Annotated in this window: 17 protein-coding genes; 2 read left to right on the forward strand and 15 right to left on the reverse strand. The window is 48.1% G+C overall.

Annotated features, from left to right (window positions below):
- Positions 1 to 19: 19 nt before the first annotated feature.
- The 5 genes from GQF01_RS17690 to GQF01_RS17710 form a co-directional block, all read right to left on the reverse strand.
- Positions 20 to 781 carry a sulfite exporter TauE/SafE family protein gene (locus tag GQF01_RS17690; RefSeq protein ID WP_161408041.1) on the reverse strand — a complete coding sequence of 254 codons (762 nt, stop codon included), beginning with the start codon at positions 779 to 781 and terminating at the stop codon, positions 20 to 22.
- A 33-nt stretch (positions 782 to 814) separates the two neighbouring features.
- Complete coding sequence (locus GQF01_RS17695) at positions 815 to 1,465, reverse strand: amino acid ABC transporter permease (RefSeq protein ID WP_161408042.1); 651 nt, start codon at positions 1,463 to 1,465, stop codon at positions 815 to 817.
- 4 nt (positions 1,466 to 1,469) lie between these two features.
- Positions 1,470 to 2,120: an amino acid ABC transporter permease gene (locus GQF01_RS17700; RefSeq protein ID WP_161408043.1), complete on the reverse strand. Its 651-nt coding sequence runs from the start codon at positions 2,118 to 2,120 to the stop codon at positions 1,470 to 1,472.
- 61 nt (positions 2,121 to 2,181) lie between these two features.
- On the reverse strand, positions 2,182 to 3,057 hold the full coding sequence (locus GQF01_RS17705; protein WP_235959877.1) for a glutamate ABC transporter substrate-binding protein: 876 nt from the start codon (positions 3,055 to 3,057) through the stop codon (positions 2,182 to 2,184).
- Positions 3,058 to 3,077: 20 nt separating this feature from the next.
- Positions 3,078 to 3,806, reverse strand: a complete 729-nt coding sequence (locus GQF01_RS17710; protein WP_161408044.1) for an amino acid ABC transporter ATP-binding protein — start codon at positions 3,804 to 3,806, stop codon at positions 3,078 to 3,080.
- Between the two features lie 152 nt (positions 3,807 to 3,958).
- On the opposite strand from GQF01_RS17710, the gene GQF01_RS17715 reads away from it, so the two are divergent.
- Complete coding sequence (locus tag GQF01_RS17715) at positions 3,959 to 4,120, forward strand: hypothetical protein (protein WP_161408045.1); 162 nt, start codon at positions 3,959 to 3,961, stop codon at positions 4,118 to 4,120.
- A gap of 577 nt (positions 4,121 to 4,697) precedes the next feature.
- Here the strand turns inward: GQF01_RS17715 and GQF01_RS17720 are convergent.
- From GQF01_RS17720 to GQF01_RS17730, 3 genes are all read right to left on the reverse strand, one after another.
- Positions 4,698 to 5,678 carry a CapA family protein gene (locus GQF01_RS17720; protein ID WP_328803474.1) on the reverse strand — a complete coding sequence of 327 codons (981 nt, stop codon included), beginning with the start codon at positions 5,676 to 5,678 and terminating at the stop codon, positions 4,698 to 4,700.
- A gap of 69 nt (positions 5,679 to 5,747) precedes the next feature.
- Positions 5,748 to 6,581, reverse strand: a complete 834-nt coding sequence (locus GQF01_RS17725) for an alkaline phosphatase family protein (RefSeq protein ID WP_161408047.1) — start codon at positions 6,579 to 6,581, stop codon at positions 5,748 to 5,750.
- A 22-nt stretch (positions 6,582 to 6,603) separates the two neighbouring features.
- Positions 6,604 to 8,379, reverse strand: a complete 1,776-nt coding sequence (locus tag GQF01_RS17730) for a glycoside hydrolase family 35 protein (protein WP_161408048.1) — start codon at positions 8,377 to 8,379, stop codon at positions 6,604 to 6,606.
- Positions 8,380 to 8,552: 173 nt separating this feature from the next.
- Here GQF01_RS17730 and GQF01_RS17735 point away from each other — a divergent pair, with 173 nt between their 5' ends.
- Positions 8,553 to 9,485: an AraC family transcriptional regulator gene (locus GQF01_RS17735; RefSeq protein ID WP_328803475.1), complete on the forward strand. Its 933-nt coding sequence runs from the start codon at positions 8,553 to 8,555 to the stop codon at positions 9,483 to 9,485.
- Here GQF01_RS17735 and GQF01_RS17740 read toward each other — a convergent pair.
- The 7 genes from GQF01_RS17740 to GQF01_RS17770 form a co-directional block, all read right to left on the reverse strand.
- Entirely contained in the window at positions 9,482 to 10,621 is a 1,140-nt protein-coding gene (locus GQF01_RS17740; RefSeq protein WP_161408049.1) for a Ger(x)C family spore germination protein, read from the reverse strand. The genes GQF01_RS17735 and GQF01_RS17740 overlap by 4 nt on opposite strands.
- Positions 10,618 to 11,688: a GerAB/ArcD/ProY family transporter gene (locus GQF01_RS17745; protein ID WP_161408050.1), complete on the reverse strand. Its 1,071-nt coding sequence runs from the start codon at positions 11,686 to 11,688 to the stop codon at positions 10,618 to 10,620. Before GQF01_RS17745 ends, GQF01_RS17740 begins: the two co-directional genes overlap by 4 nt.
- Positions 11,685 to 13,112, reverse strand: coding sequence for a spore germination protein (locus GQF01_RS17750; protein WP_161408051.1), 1,428 nt, complete (start codon positions 13,110 to 13,112; stop codon positions 11,685 to 11,687). The genes GQF01_RS17745 and GQF01_RS17750 overlap by 4 nt, the downstream gene beginning before the upstream one ends.
- Positions 13,113 to 13,187: 75 nt before the next feature.
- Positions 13,188 to 15,476 carry a helix-turn-helix domain-containing protein gene (locus GQF01_RS17755; RefSeq protein WP_161408052.1) on the reverse strand — a complete coding sequence of 763 codons (2,289 nt, stop codon included), beginning with the start codon at positions 15,474 to 15,476 and terminating at the stop codon, positions 13,188 to 13,190.
- A 179-nt stretch (positions 15,477 to 15,655) separates the two neighbouring features.
- Positions 15,656 to 16,534 (reverse strand): carbohydrate ABC transporter permease, encoded by an 879-nt coding sequence (locus GQF01_RS17760; RefSeq protein WP_145658761.1) that lies wholly within the window; start codon positions 16,532 to 16,534, stop codon positions 15,656 to 15,658.
- 55 nt (positions 16,535 to 16,589) lie between these two features.
- Positions 16,590 to 17,507, reverse strand: a complete 918-nt coding sequence (locus GQF01_RS17765) for an ABC transporter permease (RefSeq protein WP_161408053.1) — start codon at positions 17,505 to 17,507, stop codon at positions 16,590 to 16,592.
- Positions 17,508 to 17,580: 73 nt separating this feature from the next.
- Positions 17,581 to 19,227: a type 2 periplasmic-binding domain-containing protein gene (locus GQF01_RS17770; protein ID WP_161408054.1), complete on the reverse strand. Its 1,647-nt coding sequence runs from the start codon at positions 19,225 to 19,227 to the stop codon at positions 17,581 to 17,583.
- Positions 19,228 to 19,478: the final 251 nt, after the last annotated feature.

Below are 19,478 nucleotides of genomic sequence, written 5' to 3' on the forward strand. Positions count from 1 at the left end.
CGTCCCAGCCGATCACCCCCTAGATTAGATCCCATATCTGCTTGCTAATTAGAAGTATACAAACGGTAAGAAATAAAGGCCGCACATACGCTGAGCCTTTGCGAATCGCCATGCGCGAGCCGAGCAGTGAACCGCAAATCATCGCGATCCCCATCGGAATCCCAATGCCGTAGTTGATGGAACCAAGTACCATGAACGTAGCTAAGCTCGCTATATTGCTTCCAAAATTCAGCATTTTGGAGTTCCCTGCCGCTTTCACGAAGTCAAAACCTAACATAAGAAAAACGAATATAAGAAAGGAACCCGTGCCAGGTCCAAAAAAGCCGTCATAGAAGCCCAATCCGAAAGCGGCGCCTCCCATTAACAGAGCTGTTTTGGTGGAGTACTGACGGAATGTTGAACTACTGCCCCAATTTTTCCGAAAAAGTGTGTAGATCGTGATTAGAACCAGCATGACGACGACCAGCGGTTTTAGAAAATCCGAAGGAATTTGTCTAAGTACCATCGTTCCGCAAACGGCTCCTGATAAAGATAAAATGAATAAGCCTTTTACCGCTTTGAAATCGATATTGCCTGAACGCATAAAGGAAATGGTGCTCGTCAGAGACGACATCGTGCCAGCCAGTTTATTCGTTCCCAGCGCGATTGCAGGCGGCATTCCCGTTGCTAAGAGAACAGGCAAGGCGATCAATCCTCCGCCTCCCACGACCGAATCTACATAGGCGGCCACGAACCCTCCAATGATGACGAACAATAACATTTCCCAACTCAAGTGTAACATGATGTCGATGACTCCTCTTTCAGCTCAAATTCGCTATACCATTCTCGCCTCAAATCTTCGCGCTGCTAACGATAAGGCATAATTGACTGCAAAATAAAGCACAGCCACAACGAAAAGAATGGGCAAGGTATAGCTATAACTTTGTCCAATTACTATTTTCGCATGATGCATCAGTTCAGGCAAGGAAATAACAATGGCAAGTGATGTATCTTTGAGCAAGGAGATGAACTGGCTGACCAGCGGAGGAACCATACGGCGAAGCCCCTGTGGAATCACAATATGCCAAAGGGTTTGGACATAGCCTAGTCCAGAAGAACGAGCGGCTTCGATCTGCCCTTTGTCGATAGAGTTCAGCCCGCTTCGTACAATTTCTGCAATCATCGCCCCTTCAAAAAGCGTAAGCGCGACAATCGTCGCATTCATCGGCCCTAGCTTGATCCCGATATCCGGTAAAGCAAACCGGGCGAAAAAAATGATCAACAGCAAAGGCAAGTTACGGAGTAACTCTACTGCTACGCCTAGAATAGGTGAGACAACGGGCATTTTCGTATAGCGGACCGTTCCCACGACGCAGCCTACAATAAAGCTGAGAATGATAGAAATCAGGGCTACTTTAAGCGTCATGTAGAACCCTTCGAGAATAAACCTCATATTATCAACGGAGAAAGCATGCAGGATATCCATTCATTCACCCCCTCGCCAGCTTGCGTTCTAGACGTAATGCGCCATAGCTTAGCGGCAGCGTTATGATCAAATAAAGCACAGCGACGAAAATATACGTATCAAACGTGGCGTACGTCTCGCTAGCAATCTGATCCCCGAAATACATGAGATCAAAGCCCGCAAATACCCCAAGCACCGACGAATTCTTAACCAGGTTAATAAACTGGTTGCTCAGGGGTGGGATGACGATTTTGATCGCTTGCGGCAGGACGACATGCCACATCGTTTGCCCGTAGGTCAGACCTGAGGACCTTGCCGCTTCCGATTGGCCTAGAGGGACCGACATGATGCCAGCGCGAATCGCTTCGGCGATGAAAGCTGCTGTGTACACCGTCAGCCCCAAAGTTCCGCAGACGAAGCCGCTCAAGGTAATGCCAAGCGATGGCAAACCGTAAAAGAATACAAAAACGACGAGCAAGAGCGGAATGTTCCGAATGAACTCCACGTAAGCCGTACCTATCCAACGCAAGGGTTTGACAGATGAGATTCGGAATATGGCGATTACCGTCCCCAGAACAAAGCTGCCGATTAAGGCAATGACACTGGCCCAGATCGTGTTAACAAAGCCCTCCATATAGATATCGATGTAGTCGGTAAAAATAGAGAAATCCGGCATCGGCTTGCGCCCCCCTCATAGACAGAAGATGGGCAGCTTCCGGCTACCCATCTTCTCTTTGTTATTTGGATGGCGCCTCGCCGATCCATTTCTTATACAGCTTGTCGTATTCGCCGTTCGTTTGCAGCTTTTTCAAGTTTTCATTCACCACGGCTTGAAGCGCTGTTTCGCCCTTCTTCATCGCGATTCCGTAAGGTTCATCCGTGAACGGATCTCCGACAACAGCAAAGTTCGGGTCTTGCGCCACCATGCCGTAGAGGATCGCATTATCTGTGGTCAGCGTGTCTCCTTGCCCCGCTTTTAGAGCGCTGAAGGCATCTTGGTAGTTATCAAATTCCAGCACCGTTGCCTCTGGAGCTTTCGCTTTTATGTTACCAACGGATGTAGCGCCTTTAACCGCTAGTACCTTGGTGCCTTTTTTAATGTCAGCAACCGATTTGATCGGGCTGCCTTTCTTAACAAGCAGGGACTGTCCCGCTTTAAAATAAACGTCAGAGAACTCCACCTGCTTCTTACGCTCATCCGTAATCGTCATCGTGGCGACAATCATGTCGATTTCCTTATTGTCTAGCATTGGGATGCGCGTTTTGGACGTAACTTCTTTGAGCTCGATTTTCTTCTCATCACCGAGAATTTCTTTCGCCAACGCTTTGGCGATGTCCACGTCGAAGCCTTCAACTTCGCCTCCGGTCGGATTTTTCAAGCCGAACAGCTTTGTGTCGTATTTGACGCCAACGACCAGCTTGCCTCTGCTCTTGATCTCATCGAGTACCGATGCCCCGCCTGCCGGCTTGGCCGTGCTTGGTGCGCTCGCGCTAGTTGCTGGCGAGCTTGCTGGTGTGCTTGATGCGCCTCCTGTTGTCGATGTTGAGGCACACCCTGCCAATGCGAATACGGCTGTTAACATGACGATAAAATTCCACTTTTTAGCTATCATATAAGTTCATCTCCTCATTATTAGTGATTCAGAACGCGGTTTAGAAACAGTCGTGCCCGCTCTTCTTTTGGATTGACGAAAAACTCCTCCGGAGGGGACTCTTCGACGATTTGCCCTTTATCCATAAAGACAACGCGATCCGCAACTTCCCGGGCAAAGCCCATCTCGTGCGTGACCACAACCATCGTCATTCCCTCATGCGCCAGCGCCTTCATGACGTCTAGCACCTCACCCACCATCTCTGGATCCAGGGCCGATGTCGGTTCGTCGAACAGCATAATTTTCGGCTTCATCGCCAGCCCTCTGGCAATAGCTACCCGCTGCTGCTGGCCGCCTGATAATTGCGAGGGATAGCTGCCGGCTTTGTCCTGAATGCCTACCTTCTCGAGGTAGTACATCGCCGTTTCTTCCGCTTCCTTCTTGGACAGGCCAAGTACTTTCATTGGCGCAAGTGTGATGTTATCGATGACCTTTTTATGCGGATACAGATTAAAATGTTGGAAAACCATCCCAATGTCACGGCGCAGCTTGTTAATATCCGTTTTTTTGTCGCTGACTTTGCGCTCGCTCACGGTAAGTTCACCGCTCGTGATCGTTTCCAGTCGATTGATGCACCTAAGCAGCGTGCTTTTGCCCGAACCTGACGGACCAACGACGACGACGACTTCCCCCTGATTAACCTGAAGATCAATTCCTTTGAGCACATGAAAATCGCCGAAATGCTTCTCTACTTGTTGGAATGAGATCAATGGAACCCCCCCTTCGCTTAAAAGCTTAATCATGTAAACTATTTGTCATGTTAACTTACACCTGATGTCTTTAAATCTTAATGTAAAACTATGGAATCTTATACAATCCGACATGGGGTTGAAAAAAAGAATTAAAATTTCGTTAAGGCGGGGTGCTGGCCTATAGTATCTTAACCTTCTCATCTGTGGGTGAAACAACGGAATTGGATGGCTTGGGCGCGCGGGGCGACGGCGGGGCTCGGAGCGCGGGACGGGCGCGCGGGGCGGTCGACGGCGAAAAACGCAGTGCTGGCGCTGATCGAAGGGAACTATGATCCGCTATTTGTCTGTAATACCACTATGTGGCATCCCAGAGGGAACTACGGTCCCTTATTTCGCCGATTTCGGCGGAATCGCAGCCGTTAGGAGGCGGATAAGACCCTGTAGTTCCCCTGGATGCCTGAAAACAGCTGAATTGGCACAATTAGCGGCCTGTAGTTCCCTCGCCGGGTGATTATGGCGAAATACAGGAAAGACCGCTAGGCATTGTGCCTAACGGTCTTTCTAAGTTGTATAAAGTACAACATTTTGGCTTAAAATTGGCTTCAGCGCTCCTCTATGTTGTACAAGATGCAATTATTGTTGGCCGAGAGTCGCTAATTTCAGCCATTTTTGCGTAAATCATTGTACTTTGTGCAATGAACTATGAGATTGGAGGCATGAATCTCCTTACTGATTGCACAAAGTGCAGTATAGAGATGTTAAAGGGGTGCCTCGCAGAATTATGGGCACACGTTAGCGATGATAAACAGCGTTACAGCGGAAAGTCACGGAGCCGATGCGAGGCATCGACTCAGCGTTAAGCTTGTTTTACATCGCTAGCGCAGACTTTCGGAGCACTAATCTACACCCTCACCTCTCCGGTACGACGGTATACACAGTCGTCTCCCCTTTTCTCCGCTCCACAAGGGTAGGGATTTGCTCAACGCCGCTGATGTCCGTTCGACCATTGTCTTGCTTCGTCAGGGTGAGCGACAAAATCGCGCCCTGAACGGTGTTAGTCCCCTTCGTCAGCTTCGTCGATACGAAATTTCCTAAGGAGGAAGCCGCAACGCGAGTTCGCTCGGCGCCATATTTATCTTTCATCACGAACTGAGTCACCGGGTGAAGCACATGCGGGTGTGCCCCTAGGACCACGTTCACACCTTGTCTGAACAGGAACTGCATCCACTTTTTTTGACTACTGTCCGGGGAGCTCCTATACTCTTTACCAAAATGAAGACAAGCTATGATAAAGTCTGCCTTCTCCTTCATTCCCCGAATATCCGCTGCCATCTGATTCGCATTGAACCGGTTAACAAGCCACTTCTTCGGTACGGGAATAGCGTTCGTTTTCTCTGTATAAGCCACTATGCCGATGCGCACACCTTTTACATCTACAATCAACGGCCCTTTCGCTTCTTTGGCAGAACGTGCGGTTCCGGTATGTTGAAGTTTATGCGCGTCCAAAACCCGCAACGTTCGTTTCACCCCGCTGCTCCCACCGTCCATACAATGGTTGTTTGCTGTCGTAAGAACATGGAAGCCAGCTTTCTTCAGCGTGCCTGCGAGCTCATCCGGACAATTGAACACAGGCAGACCCGTTCTTGGATTTCTTCGCTCTCTTGGGCAGTTGCATTTGGGACGAATGCCGGGAGCGCCCAGCAATCTGTGGCCGGAGAAGGTCGTTTCCAAATTGCCTAAGGCCAAATCATGAGTCTTCAGAATGGGAGCAACCTCTTCAAAAATCGGATCAAACGCATGCCCGCTCTGCCTTCTGGCTGCGGTAATAATCTCACTTTTCATCAATACATCTCCGACAGCGGCAATCGTAACTTGGATCAACGCCCTCACTCCTCTCTTGAGCACATTATTCAAGAAAAGGGGAGGATGCTTGTAAAATAGGCAGCGAACTGTCTTTATTTAATCCAGCAATCCTGCCGGCAGCTTGGCATCCCAATCTCTCGGGATTGGCAAGCCAAGCGCATGAAGCGCAACCGCAGCCGTGTCCATAATCGACAGGCCAGGCAAGTTGGCCTCCGGGTTGATGCCAGGACCTCGGCAGCCCCAGAAAATGGTCATATCCCGGGGAGCGTCACTCCCATGATTGAAGGTATCCAAGCCGCCTCCTCCATGGTCTGTCGTGATAATCAACAGGCTGTCCTCCAGCATCCCCACCTCTAGCAGCGCTTTGCTGATCTCACCAATCTGCTTGTCAGCACGCGTGATGGCCCTCAGGTATTCAGCGGAATCTTCCCCATACCCATGGCGATGGCCGGCAGCATCCACATCATCCAGTTGAACGAACAGAAGCTCAAGCGCTGGGTTTGAACGCAGATAGACGCCTATAGCAGGAACCAGCTCTTCATCGGGTGCAGCGTATTTCTTCATGCCATCTATCTCTTCAATAATGCCGGTAACAATGGGCTGCCATGAGACGAATGCCGCCATTGAACTGTCAGGCCTCGCTTCTCGCAATATCCGAAATATAGAGGGAGCCAACGAATCCGCCGGAAAGCTTCGATTCATCTGAATATGCACATGAGACTCATGTCGCTGAGGCATTACGCCATGTAAAAGCGATCCCCAGCATTCCCCGCTGTTGGAGGGATAAACCGTGCGAGCTTGGCAAGTTTGCACGCCTCCCGCAAGCAGAATATCCAGATAAGGTGTCTGCGCTTCCCGGATGAATGTTCCTGCGCCATCAATGCCTAGAATAATGACTCTTTTGATCGCCTTATTTGATGTCTTTGTCATAGGTTCCAATCACTCCCCCGTTTTACCCTAAATCAGGTGAATCCGTCAAAGCAATTACCGGTTCCTCGGTGCGATGCAGTTCGAAAACAATGATGTCATTGCTGCCCTTCTTCAGTAACGGTGCCGGTACATACAACGTACGCTGCGGCCCTTTTTCCCAATAACGCCCAAGATTAAAGCCATTGATCCACACAACGCCTTTGGACCAACCATCCAAGCGGACGAATGTATCTCCAGCCTCTTCAACATGAAACTCCCCACGATAGAAAGTTGGGCGATCCTGATCTTGCGCATAACGCTGCTGCTCGCTTTTCACCGAGCCCGCGAACGGAATCGCGTCTGTTTTGTCCAGTGGCAGTGGATAAATCGTCCAATCGAACAAGAACTGATTGTTTAAGCGCACACCTTCTGTAATCCCTTTGTAGTCTCTCAATTTCGGCCCATAGTTAACGCGGCCCATGTTCTCGACAACGATATCGAGTCTCGCACCTTCGGCAGGAATGTCCACCGGGAGAGGACGCGGGTCCCAACGCTCAATTGTACCTTGGTAGACGCCGTCCAAGAAAACTTGCGCACGGTCATGTACCTCTTGCAGATGCAGCTTCTCACCAGTCCGTGGACCAGAAACCTGAGTTGAATAAACAATGAAGCCATAGCTTTGGCCAAACATCTCCATCGGCTCTGGGCAGGTGCGTTTAACAGGCTTGGAAAGCTGGGCCAACTGCGCAAGCAGATCCACCTTTTCTGTTAGTGCAACGCGGCCGTAGCTTTTCTTCGGAAGAGGCGCGGGGAATGCAGGGAACTCTTTCTCATCCTTCTCGAGATAGCGCGCAACAACGCTGCGGATGGCTCGATATTTCTCCGTTTCATCTCCACATTCTGTAACGGGTGAATCATAGTCATAGCTGGTGATCGTAGCTTCGTACTTCTCCCCCAAATTGGCGCCGTTGTAGAAACCAAAGTTGGTTCCACCATGGAACATATAGAAGTTCACGGAAGCACCTGCTCGCAGCATGCGGTCAAATACATCGGCGACATCACCCGCATCTCGCATGTGGTGCGGCTTTAGCCAGTGGTCGAACCAACCGTTCCAATACTCCATGCACATGAGCGGTTCATCCGCACGGTATTCACGGAACTTCTCGAAGGCTTCCTCCGGTCTGGAGCCGAAATTAACGGTCGCAAGCGTGCCGGGAATCGTTCCGCCTTGCAGCATGCCATCCTCCGGACCGTCCGATGTAAACAACAAAGCATCTACACCACGCTTTGTCAGGCCATCACGTAAATACGTTAGATAGGCGGTGTCGTTGCCATAGCTGCCATATTCATTTTCGATTTGCATCGCAATAACAGGTCCGCCATTCGTGCTTTGGAGCCGGGTAAGTCTAGGAATTAACTCGTCATAATAACGATCTACTTTCATCAAAAATGCAGCATCCATACAGCGAAGCTTCATATATGTATACTGCAGCAGCCAGGCTGGCAATCCTCCGAATTCCCACTCCGCACAGATATACGGACTTGGCCGAACAATCACATGAAGTCCGAGCTCGCCCGCGAGTGTTATGAATTGTTCAATGTTCGCAAGACCTTCAAAGTTAAACACATTTTCCTGCGGTTCATGCAAATTCCAGGGCACATACGTTTCCACGGTATTAAAGCCGCATGCTTTGAGCTTCAGCAGCCGATCCTCCCAATACTCAGGGACTACGCGGAAATAATGAATGGCTCCGGACAAAATTTGAAACGGCTCTCCATCTAATAAAAACTGTTTATCTTTAGCTTGTAAAATGGCCATGATGATCCCTCCGGATGATGAGTTCTGTCGGTGAAGCGTTCGAATTTACCTACACTCATCATCGCTGAAAGGATCGTGGATCTCCATCGCCAAATGGATCATTTTCTATACCAAATGTGCCAAATGACATGGTATGATGAAACAAAAGGCAAGTCGAATGGGAGGAATGGCAAGTGGAACAACAGGTGGAGGATTTGTATCGATTCCCTAATATTATCAATACCCTTCAAGTGACTGGCTGCCATTTTGGCTTGAAGCCTCCAGGGTGGCATTACCCTAGGCATCATCATCATTTGTTCGAGCTGTTGTACTGCGTGGAAGGGGAAGTCGCGCATGAAATGAATCGAGATGCGATGACGATGCAGGCAGGAGACTGGCTGCTGATCAAGTCTGGGGTCAGGCATCAATCTTCTAACACCGCGAAGTCGGACTATGGCTTCTTTAATGTGCACTTCGATCTCGATGATCCCGAGATTCGCAGCTTGCTCTCGGCAACACCGTATCAGCTCATCCGGCACAAAGAAGCGGAACGAAGCAAGCTTCGCTACTACGTTAGTGAGCTGGAGGAAGTCATGCAGCGCAATCGCACCAAACAGCCTGAAGCGGAAGCAACAGCTGCCTTGTCTTCTCCTCTGCGCTTCGAGGATAAGCTGCTTCTGCAGTCGTATACGCTGCTCATCATACACGATGTGCTCCAACTGGTACGTGAGCACAAGCATGGCTCAATTCGCGGGCAGGCGATCGCTGCCGAGAAAGAGAAAGATCCCTCGCTCTTCACCGCCGATATCGCGCACATGATTGAAGAGAAGCTATCGCTCGGTTTATGCGAAGAGGCAACAGTAGCGGGGGTCGCGAAAGAGATGAACCTGAGCCGCAGCCAGTGCAGCAAGCTGTTCTCCAAGGTGTACGGACTATCCCCCCGCCAGTATGTCAGCCAGCAGAAGCTGAAGCTAGCCAAGGAACTGCTCGTCACGACTCATCTGCCGATGACGGACATCGCGGAGAAGCTGGGTTTCCACTCGGCCAGCCACTTCTCCCGGCAATTCCGGCGCTGGACAGGCCAGTCGCCGAGCGAATTCAAGCCGAGGCATCACTCGACGAACTAGTTAATAATTCCATGAGAGATAATATCCATGCTTACCGAAACTTTGAAATCCACTTCCGGGTAAGCTTTCTCCCAATCGAGCTCCTTCCATTCCTTCGGATGGAAGGCTATCAAATCCCTTCCGATACCCAGCGCATCAGAGTGCGCCTTCTGAAGTTGTTTGCAGATGCCTTGCGCTTCCTCCGTGAGCAGCTCAGAGAAGCGTTTGTTCAGCTGCTCAATGAGCTTCTTGTCAATGCGGTTATACTTGGCGTGTTCAATGATAATCCCTTTCAACTTCAGCTGCAATTGGACCTGAACATGTCCGGACGAACTAACCATAACCTTTTTGTTACTGCTAGACTTGATGATGTTTAGCGATACGTACTGCGATAGATCGTTTTTCCCCTTCGTCTCATCTATTTTACGCGTCATGATACAGATTTCACCCTTCTTGCCGTTCATTAAAAGGAACAGGGAAGATTGCTCAGGTGTAAGATTGTATCCCGTATATTTGCTCTTACTAAGAAGCCCCACGCCGTCGATGACTGCTTTATCTTTGTCCGTCTCACTGTCTTCGCCGTTCTCTCTTCTCAGAATCGGAATGACGCCGTCTTTCCCCCGATCATGAAGAAGAGGGTAAATCGAATGCACGGTAACGAACGGAATGACCGTTTCGTACTGGGCGCTTTTTATAATTTTGCGCAAGTACTCTCCTGAAGTTGCAGAGCCGATGCGATTCAGTTTAATCAATTCCGCCGCTTCGCCATTGACGATAGCCACTTTGGCCAGCATAGGATCGTTAGAGTTGCGGAAAGTGGCGTCCAGGAGATTCAGAATATCCGATTTCGCCAGCTTATCGCAGATTAGCATCACTTGATTTTTGGAAGTGCCGATGGGCCCTGCGATTTGCAGGCCGATTTTTTTATACAAGGACTCCTGCAACGTCGGTCCTGTTGCCGTCAACACCTCATGAATGGGAACGGTTCTTTCCTTGCCTCCTGGAGATTGGATAGTGACGGTGGTGACGATCTCATTTTTCTCGTTCGTATCCAGAGAGGTTGCATAGATGAGCTGCAGATTTTTCAAATCGGAATGATAACTGCACCCTGTAAACAACGAAACAACGATCAGCCAGAGCAGAGCCAAGCGATTCACAGCTGCTGTCCCCCTTTTTTGCCTTTTAACCAAACAAACAAGAAAAGTAGAACAGGAAGTCCGATCACGATAAAGCTCTCGAATTCCGTCACCTTCTGTAAGAAGGCAATTCGTTTTTCCGAACGCCATGCGAAACCAATTAAGCAGACAAAGGGAACTAAATAGTACATGGCTTTTCTGTGTTCATTGTGATGAAACCAATATCCGAACCCTTTGCCTGCGGCATACATGTAACTAATGAGCGATGCTGTCACTTTGACCAACCAGACGGATAGGAAAATTAAGTCCATTCGTTCCAGAAAAGGCAAGGAAATCCCGTTCAAAAAGTAAGGGACAGGCTGCGGGATGAAGGGAATCGACTCGGGACTGAAATTCAGAAAGCATAACAAGACGACAATCAAGAAGAACAAGGTCGCCAGAGTGTTCGCCCATAGTACAGGTGCCAACATGCTCTTGTCTTTGGATTGCACATCGGAAGAGACGATCAAGAACAGCTCGAAACCAAGGAAAGTGATCACAGAACTTTTCATTCCCGCAATAATGGCTGTCCAGCCCTTCTGCCCGATTGGAAGCAGATAGCGGTAATCCATTGTGTAAAAGCTGGTAAGCATCATCGCTACCATTAAGATGAGCAGAAAAGTGACCATCGTATGATAACGGGCGATGATCGGCAAGCGTTCTTTAGCAAAATAAAGCAAAATGATAAAGTTGGCAGCAATGACGAGCCATGGATTCGTGAACGGCAATATCCAGAGTTCGACAAACAACATTTCCATCAACAAAACCAGACAGGAAAGAAATAGGAAATGAAACGCGTAAAAGGCATTGACCACATTCCCTACCCATTTGCCGAGAATAAGCGGCATAAACTCATAGAAATTTTTACCTGGAAATCGGTGGCATAGGGCGGCATAGATGATCAGTAGCCCATTCACACATGCCCCCGCCAGAATGACGGATATCCAACCGTCTTCACCGGCAGCTTGATGCAATACATAAGGGAAGGACAACACACCGATACCTACTTGCGTTTGCAGGATGAAAGCAAATAATTGCATTCTGCTCATGACACCCTCCTATCCGAAGCTTTCCTGCGAAAGATTCGCTTAGGTAGCTGAACGAGCGTAGTTAAGATTCTGCGCGGTTGGAATGGCGTAAAGGGATAAAAGTAAGGAACCCCGTACGTTTCGAGCTTGCTTAAATGCATGAACAACAATGAAAAACTAAAGGCTATTCCAGCAAAACCAAGCAGCAAGGAAGCGATCATGATCGGGAAGCTGACTAACCGAACCGCAAGACGCATTTCATGAGATGGCAGACTGAAAGAAGCGACCGCTGTCAATGAAATAACAACGATCATCGTTGTGGACACTAATCCGGCGTTAACTACTTCACTGCCAATAACCAAACCTCCGACAATGGACAGTGTGGATGCAATGGATTTCGGAAGCCGGATTGCCGCTTCTCGCAGCAGCTCAAGCACAGTGATCATAAAGAGAGCTTCAATCAGGGGGTTAAAAGGAATATTTTCTAAGGAAGCCTTCAAGGAGAAAAGCAAATCTATCGGCAGCACCTCGAAATGGTTCGAGACAATGGAAATATAAACCGAAGGAAGTGCCAAACCAATCATAACGCTAATAAACCGGAGAAACCGAAAAAAGGTCCCGTTCCACCACCGGACGTTGAAATCGTCTGCAATTTGAAAAAACATAAAGAACGTTACCGGGAGCACGACCGCAAACGAGCTGCCATCAACGAGCAAAATCACTCTGCCCTCCATCAGGTGAGAAACCGTAGTGTCAGGCCTTTCGGTATACAGCAATTGCGGAAATGGCGACCACCAACTACTCTCCAAACGATTCAAAATTTGTCCGGGCGATTTAATAAACACGTCATCATTCGTCAAAAGCCTGGCAATCACTTCATTAACAACATGGAGATCAGCAAGCTCGCTCATGTACAATAGCTTGACCCCAGTAGGGCTTTGCGCGCCTAAAGTGAAGTCTCGTTCGACTAGATTCGGATTCTTGAGCCGTCTGTGAATCAGCTGTACATTCACTTCTGCGTCATCGACAAAACCTTCATGGGAACCGCGAATAACTTGTTCATTCTGGGATTCTGCGATGCTACGTTCAATACTGGCACCGACGTCAGCGAGAATAATGTCCACTCGCTGATCAAGCAGAATCGCACATTTCCCCTGCAGCATCCCCGCTGCCACCATCTCCAAATCGGTGACGATTTCAAGATCAAGGATGGGGAGAATATCCTCTAGAAGCCCCTCTTTGGATTCGAGCAAGGGCCTTAACACGTCAGACTGCAGCTTGTCCCGGTTTGTAGCGGCGTTAAGATAAAGTATCGCCCCCTGAACGCCCTGCAGGCGAAATTCCCTGGTGCGAATATCGTCGGAAGAATGAAAGCAATCGAAAAGCTTACGCATATTCGTCTTGATCTCTGCAGAGATTTGGAATGAATCTTGTTGCAATTCCATGCTTCTCCCTCCCGCCTTCTACAATGCGGTTAGTATTTGCCATTTTCTTCATTTTATCCAATAGAAACAAGACGATCATAGCTGATCGCCTTTCCTAAACTGCCCTGGTGTAATCCCCTCATAGCGCTTAAACACGCGAATAAACGTATTGCTGTTCGAGAACCCAACCTTCTGTGTAATATCCGTAATCGTGTCATCGGTGTCCATCATCAGTTTTTTCGACAACTGGACGCGCTGCTTGTTAACATAATCTATGAAGGTTTCGCCAGACTGCTCCTTGATGAAGCGTGACAAATACGGCGCATTCACTTCAAATTTCAACGACAGCGAAGTCAGACTCAAATCCATATCCGCCAGATGCTCATCGATATAGCTCAGTACGTGATCTTTCAGATTCGTATTATGACTTTTCTTCTTGGAATCCACATAATCGCAGACGGTTTTCAAAAACTTATAAATTTCATCTTCAATTTCTGCGAACGACTCACATTGCGTCAATTGTTTGATCAATGCATGCTTCTCAACAGCCAGCTCGTTCGGTCCCTGATCCAAGTGCTCAATCGCTTTCAGAATCGTGCCGATCAGCTCAAACATAAGAAGCTTGCCTAGCTGCAGCGACAGCGTGCCGTCGGACACATTCGTGACAATCAGCTCGCTGACCGCCTCCATGGCCTCTTCATATTGCCCTGTCCGTATATGATTGATGAGCTGACGCTCCATATCCAGCGGGTAATACAGCTCGTTCTTCGGCCTTTTAATCCGGTCAAACGGAATGATTTGGCTCGGACCGATGACGAACTTGTACTCAAGTGCCTCCAGCGCCTCATCAAATCCGTGCGGAATTCCCGCCAGCGTTGGATGAATATCACTAATGCCGATCGTCAGCTGAATATAAAATTTCCCCTGAATAATTTCCTGTGCCTCTTGCGCTGCATCGATTAAGTCCTGCTTCGCCTGAGCTTCCTCCTCATTTTGGATATTAACGAGGAAAGCAATCATGCCGTCCACTTCAGTCGTAAACACCGTGTGTTTGCGGCCAATCAGCTCTTCGGTGATGTTCGTCACAATGTAATACACATATTGCAGCTTAGATTCGCTATCGCGCGACCCGTTGTCATTAAACAAAGCGGTATAATCGCCGATATGAAAAAGCAAAACCGCAAAGCGGTTCGTCTCAAACCGCAGGTCGAATGAAGCCATTGACTGTGCCAGTGCTGAACCGCTCTCGACTCGTCCCTTGAGAAGTCGCGCCAGAAAGTGGCTGCGCAGCACGTCTTGCTGCTTCTGGATGGTCGTATTCGCCGTATCCTGAAAGGCAGCATTCTCTGACATGAAGGACTGCAGCAGCAGGAACTCGTCTTTACTGCCCTGCATGTTCGATTTAACCTTGGGCGATACCAAATCCACCATCCGGCGAATCGGCATATAGTGCCTGCGCGTCAACCAAATGGACATCGGACCGCCGACGAAAATGCACATGAATAGCCCCGCATAAATCCAGCTGCGCAATTGGCTGACTTTCGCCGCATATATTTTCGTAGGCACGATAGAGACGTACTTCCACTCATTTTCGACCGAGGAAACATAGGAAACTGTCACTTCCTCCTTGTCCCATTTCTGGCTGAACGAGCCCTCATCAGAGGATGAAATCTGTGCCAAATCAAGGTCGGAAACATGCCCCGGCTCGCCCGCAATCATAATCGGCTTATTGCTGGAGTCCAGGATCAGCACAATGCCAGCTTGCGCGAGCTGAATGTTCGAGATGGCTGCTTTCAGACGTTCCGCATTCAGCATGACCACAAGTGTCGCCGGTGCTTCATCGGCATTCTGAATAGGCAGAGACTGCAGATACACCATGTCATCTTCAGCTAATTGCAGAAAATTTCCGAAATAGATTTTCTCCATGCTGTCGCTCCACTTTTTAAAGGTCATCCCCTTATTGTTTTCGTGAAGCAATTGGAACAGCAGATCATCTTGGTTCATCGTCGAGGTGGTCACACCGAAATGCTGCTTTTTCATATACACATACAAATCATTGATATCCCCATTCGATGCCGCATAGGAACGAAGGGATGTGATGAGGTCAAGCGTATCGATTTTCACTTGCGAGCTGTTGAATTCCGTTTGATTCACATATTTAATAACTTTCGGGTCTAGAGAGAGCTGCAAACCCATCCGTTTAATATCCTTAAATTGATTATCCAGAGACTGCTTCACCTGATTCAGCAGCGCTTTATTGGAGCGAATGACCTCCGAGTGGAGCAAATGCTGTGATTGAAAGAGCACCAACATCGTGATGACAATGGGGATACAAAGGATGGTTAAGTTCGAATAAAGCCAAAAAAGAAATACGCTCCGCTTCATGAAAAGAAGCCCTCCCCTACTCATGCTGTATGCGAATTATCCCATCTTCTACCGCTGATGTACATCTACGATTCTTGCAGCATCATCATTTTTTGGCGTTTCCCTGCCCATTGAGGCTGAAAACCCAAATATCCCGCCCTCTTTTCGCACATCCAAAAAGAGAACAGGTTCTGGTTTTATTATTCTTTGATTGCTCCGACCATAACGCCTTTTACGAAGTATTTCTGCAAAAATGGATAGGCAATGAGAATCGGTAGCGTCGCAACCATGATCGTTGCATATTTAATACTCTCTCCAATCGCCTGCGTGTCGTTCGCGTTCCCCGTTCCTGTGGTCATCGAATCTGTGCTGTTCTGGACGAGAATCTCGCGAAGGATGAGCTGCAGGGGGAATTTCTCCCGATCATGAAGGAACAGCATCGCGTTAAACCACGAATTCCAGTGCGCTACACCGTAGTAAAGCACCATGACGGCAATAACTGGCATCGACAGCGGGACCACGATCTGGAACAAAATGCGCCACTCGCCAGCGCCATCAATCTTAGCAGATTCCATCAACCCTTCCGGAATGGCTTCGAACGATGTCCGCATAATAATTAAGTTCCAGGTGGATATGGCTACGGGCACGATCAGTGCAAGATAGCTGTTGCCCATGTGCAAGTAATTATTAATTAGCAGATAAGTCGGGATCAAGCCCCCGCTGAAATACATCGTGAAAACAATGCTGATCATCAGGAATTTGCGCATAGCAAACTTTCTGGACAGTGCGTAAGCGCCAAGCGTTGTAAAAAAAAGATTAACCATTGTACCCAGAATCAAGATTAACAGTGTATTCCCATACCCGGTCAAAATGTTCGGATTCGCAATCACCTTCTCAAAGGCGCTCAAGTTAAAACCGAGCGGCTTAAGCAGCAGCCCTGTATGCTGGATCAGCAAGTTCGAATCACTGATAGAGGCCATGAACACATAGTAGAACGGGTACACGGTACAAATAATTAGCAAAATCATAAGAATCGCATTACCGATATCGAATAGACGCTCAGATGCGCTTAATTTCATCGTTCGTTTCCTCCTGAGAGCTTTTCATAAGAAAAGCTGACGTCGTAAGATTAGGCTACCACAATCGGCTGCCCGAGAATCGGCGGGATATGCTGTTAGCGCTAATAAGCAAGGCGAAGTTAATCATCGATTGAAACAGTCCTACAGCCGTCGTATAGCTGTAATCATTCCCTTGGGCAAGCCCTTCTCTATATACAAAAGATGAGATCACATCCGCCGTTTCATACGTATTCGGGTTATAAAGCAGGACAATCTTCTCAAAGCCGACCTCCATCAGGCCGCCAATCCGAAGAATTAGCAGGATCATGATCGTTGGAATGAGTCCTGGCAGCGTTACGCTCCAGATCTGGCGGAATCTTCCCGCTCCGTCAACACGAACAGCTTCGTATAGTTCAGGGTTAATGCCGCTAAGAGCAGCCAAATAAATAATGGATGACCAGCCAAGCTCTTGCCAAACCGATGTGGAAACGAAAATGGTACGGAAGTTTTCTGCATTGTTCATAAGTGCTGAATCCTGACCGCCAAAGAACATAATGATAGAATTCACGATGCCGCCGCGGTTTGTAAAATCAATAATTAATCCAGAGATAACGACAATCGAGATAAAATGCGGCAAATAGGAAATCGTCTGCACGATCGACTTGAACATCTTCTGGCGAATTTCATTGAGCAAAATTGCGAGAATAATTGGTGCCGGGAAGCCGAAAATCAGATTATAGAAGCTAATTAAGAACGTATTGCGCAGTACGCGTACAAAATAATAGCTTTGAAAGAAATCTTTGAAATGTGCAAAGCCTACCCAATCACTGCCCCAGATCCCTTTAGCCGGGCTAAAATCCTTGAAAGCAATTACCGCTCCATACATCGGGAAATATTTAAAAATGAAGAAGTACAGCGCAACCGGCAATACCATCAGGTAGATTGCGCGATTTTTTCTAATGTCGTCGAGTAGACCCCGAATGGAATTCGCCATGTTCTCACTTCCTTACTGATGTGTTAAAAAAAGGGGAGGCTGAGCTCCCCACACTCCTGCAATCTGCCTCGCATTAACGTTTGTTATAACGATCCGTCGCCGTTTGGTAAATCTCAACCGCACGGTCAATGTTCATCTTTTTCACTTGCTCCATCGTTTTGTCATAGTCTTCAACTTTCGCAGCGCCCATCACGACCTTGGTGATTTGTTCAGTCAACAGTGTGCTTACATCGTTAAGAATTTTCGCCGACTCTTTTGCTTCATCGGTCGACAGGACAACTGGCGGAAGCATGACTTTATAAGCGTTGTTTGCATATTTAGCGTATAGTTTTACAGCGTCTTTTTGTGCTTGCAATTGATAGTACTGATCGTTGTAACGGTCATCATCCAAACCGGAGAAGCCGTAGTTCGCGATAAAATATTTGGCCATCGCTTGGGAAATCGGCAGGTTGTCCGGGTTTTTCAAAATCAAGTCCGTGTACTTCGGCTGACCATCAGCTTTGGTAAACGTCTGGCCTTCTACGCCAAAGTTTTTGAGCATAGCCCCTTCATCGCTGTACAGATAGTCAATGGCTTTGACCGTTTCTGCCGCATGTTTATTGGAGCTTGTAATGACCGTTCCGATATTGTCATATTCCCATGACGCTTGCACGAACTTCGGCTCGTCGCCTTTTTTCAGAACCGGATACTGCACAGCCGTCAGCTTCGCCTTCGGATCTGTTTTCTGAAGTGCCGGTGTGTACGTCCCGATGCTGCCGCCGATGAAGCCGTAGAACGCGCCTGCTTTACCGGAGGTAATTTTGGCATCCATCGTTTTCGTATCATTAGAAGCGAAGTCTGGATCAATCAGACCTTCTTTGTACCATTTTTGCATCGTCGTCAAATATTGCTTAAACTCCGGCTGCGTTGGACCGAACTTCACTTTGCCGCCATCGATATAGAAAGAACTTGCATTGGCAATCGTCGACATGCCGGCAACGCCATATGCGCCTGCGAAGTCAGCGAAGGAAAGCGGATAGCTTTTGTTCAGAGTGAAAGGAATAACGCCTTTCTTCTCTTTGAAAGCTCTTAGCACCGTTTCCCATTCATCGATCGTTTCTGGCGCTTGCAAACCAAGCTCCTCAAGCCAATCTTGGCGAACTACCATCCCGCTGAATGTCTTGTACTGACCGTATTGACCTACCTTCAAGTGAGGCAGCGCATAAATATCGCCGTTGTCCGCTTTAATTTGCTTGGCAATTTGCGGATTGGCATCCAAGATTTTTTTCAAATTCGGTGCGTTCTTTTCAATGAGATCATTTAGTTTAATAATCGTGCCGTCTTTGAACATTTTTGCGGTTCCGCCCTGGACGCTATTCCAGTTCCATAGCATCGAATCCGGCAAGTTATTAGAAGCAACCATAACACCGTACTGCTGAACGTCATCCTGCGGCGTGTTTCCGGAGGAATGCTGGAAGTCGAAGGTCACGTTCGTTTTCTTCGCCCATTCCTGAACCATAGGAAGCTCGTTCAAGCTTTTGACAACCGCTTTCGCATTTGGATTCATCGGTGTCCACATCGTCACTTTCACAGGATCTTTAGAGACGGATGCGCTTGCAGCTGGCGCAGTGCTTCCGCTCGCTTCTTTCGTTGTTCCAGAATTGCCGCAAGCTGTTACTAAGGATAGTACGAGCGCGGAGGCAAGTACAGGAAGCACCTTGAATGCTTTATTTCTTTTCATAGAAACACTCCCCTAGATGAATATGGATGATTTGGCTTTAATGCCGTAAGCGAATTAGCCTGTGAATGAAGCATACATGGTACAAGGAGAAGCCGTATATCGCTTATTTTTCAGTTGTATTGTTTTCTTATGAAAAGGCGTCGCCGCTTTTTGTAGCATCTTCATTTTATGAGAATTCCCCGAAAAACAAAGGAAAAATCGCCACCTCGCCGCTTTACGTACGCGGTTCAGTAGCGATTATAGGATGAATC

The organism is Paenibacillus silvestris (genome assembly GCF_009882985.1).
Taxonomy (GTDB): Bacteria; Bacillota; Bacilli; order Paenibacillales; family NBRC-103111; genus Paenibacillus_E; species Paenibacillus_E silvestris.

Coding starts and splice junctions, on each gene's coding strand:
- GQF01_RS17770 (WP_161408054.1), bottom strand. CDS start 19,227: ATGAAAAGAAATAAAGCATTCAAGGTGCTTCCTGTACTTGCCTCCGCG.
- GQF01_RS17725 (WP_161408047.1), bottom strand. CDS start 6,581: ATGACAAAGACATCAAATAAGGCGATCAAAAGAGTCATTATTCTAGGC.
- GQF01_RS17745 (WP_161408050.1), bottom strand. CDS start 11,688: ATGAGCAGAATGCAATTATTTGCTTTCATCCTGCAAACGCAAGTAGGT.
- GQF01_RS17760 (WP_145658761.1), bottom strand. CDS start 16,534: ATGAAATTAAGCGCATCTGAGCGTCTATTCGATATCGGTAATGCGATT.
- GQF01_RS17755 (WP_161408052.1), bottom strand. CDS start 15,476: ATGAAGCGGAGCGTATTTCTTTTTTGGCTTTATTCGAACTTAACCATC.
- GQF01_RS17690 (WP_161408041.1), bottom strand. CDS start 781: ATGTTACACTTGAGTTGGGAAATGTTATTGTTCGTCATCATTGGAGGG.
- GQF01_RS17730 (WP_161408048.1), bottom strand. CDS start 8,379: ATGGCCATTTTACAAGCTAAAGATAAACAGTTTTTATTAGATGGAGAG.
- GQF01_RS17750 (WP_161408051.1), bottom strand. CDS start 13,112: ATGGAATTGCAACAAGATTCATTCCAAATCTCTGCAGAGATCAAGACG.
- GQF01_RS17765 (WP_161408053.1), bottom strand. CDS start 17,507: ATGGCGAATTCCATTCGGGGTCTACTCGACGACATTAGAAAAAATCGC.
- GQF01_RS17700 (WP_161408043.1), bottom strand. CDS start 2,120: ATGCCGGATTTCTCTATTTTTACCGACTACATCGATATCTATATGGAG.
- GQF01_RS17695 (WP_161408042.1), bottom strand. CDS start 1,465: ATGGATATCCTGCATGCTTTCTCCGTTGATAATATGAGGTTTATTCTC.
- GQF01_RS17705 (WP_235959877.1), bottom strand. CDS start 3,057: ATGATAGCTAAAAAGTGGAATTTTATCGTCATGTTAACAGCCGTATTC.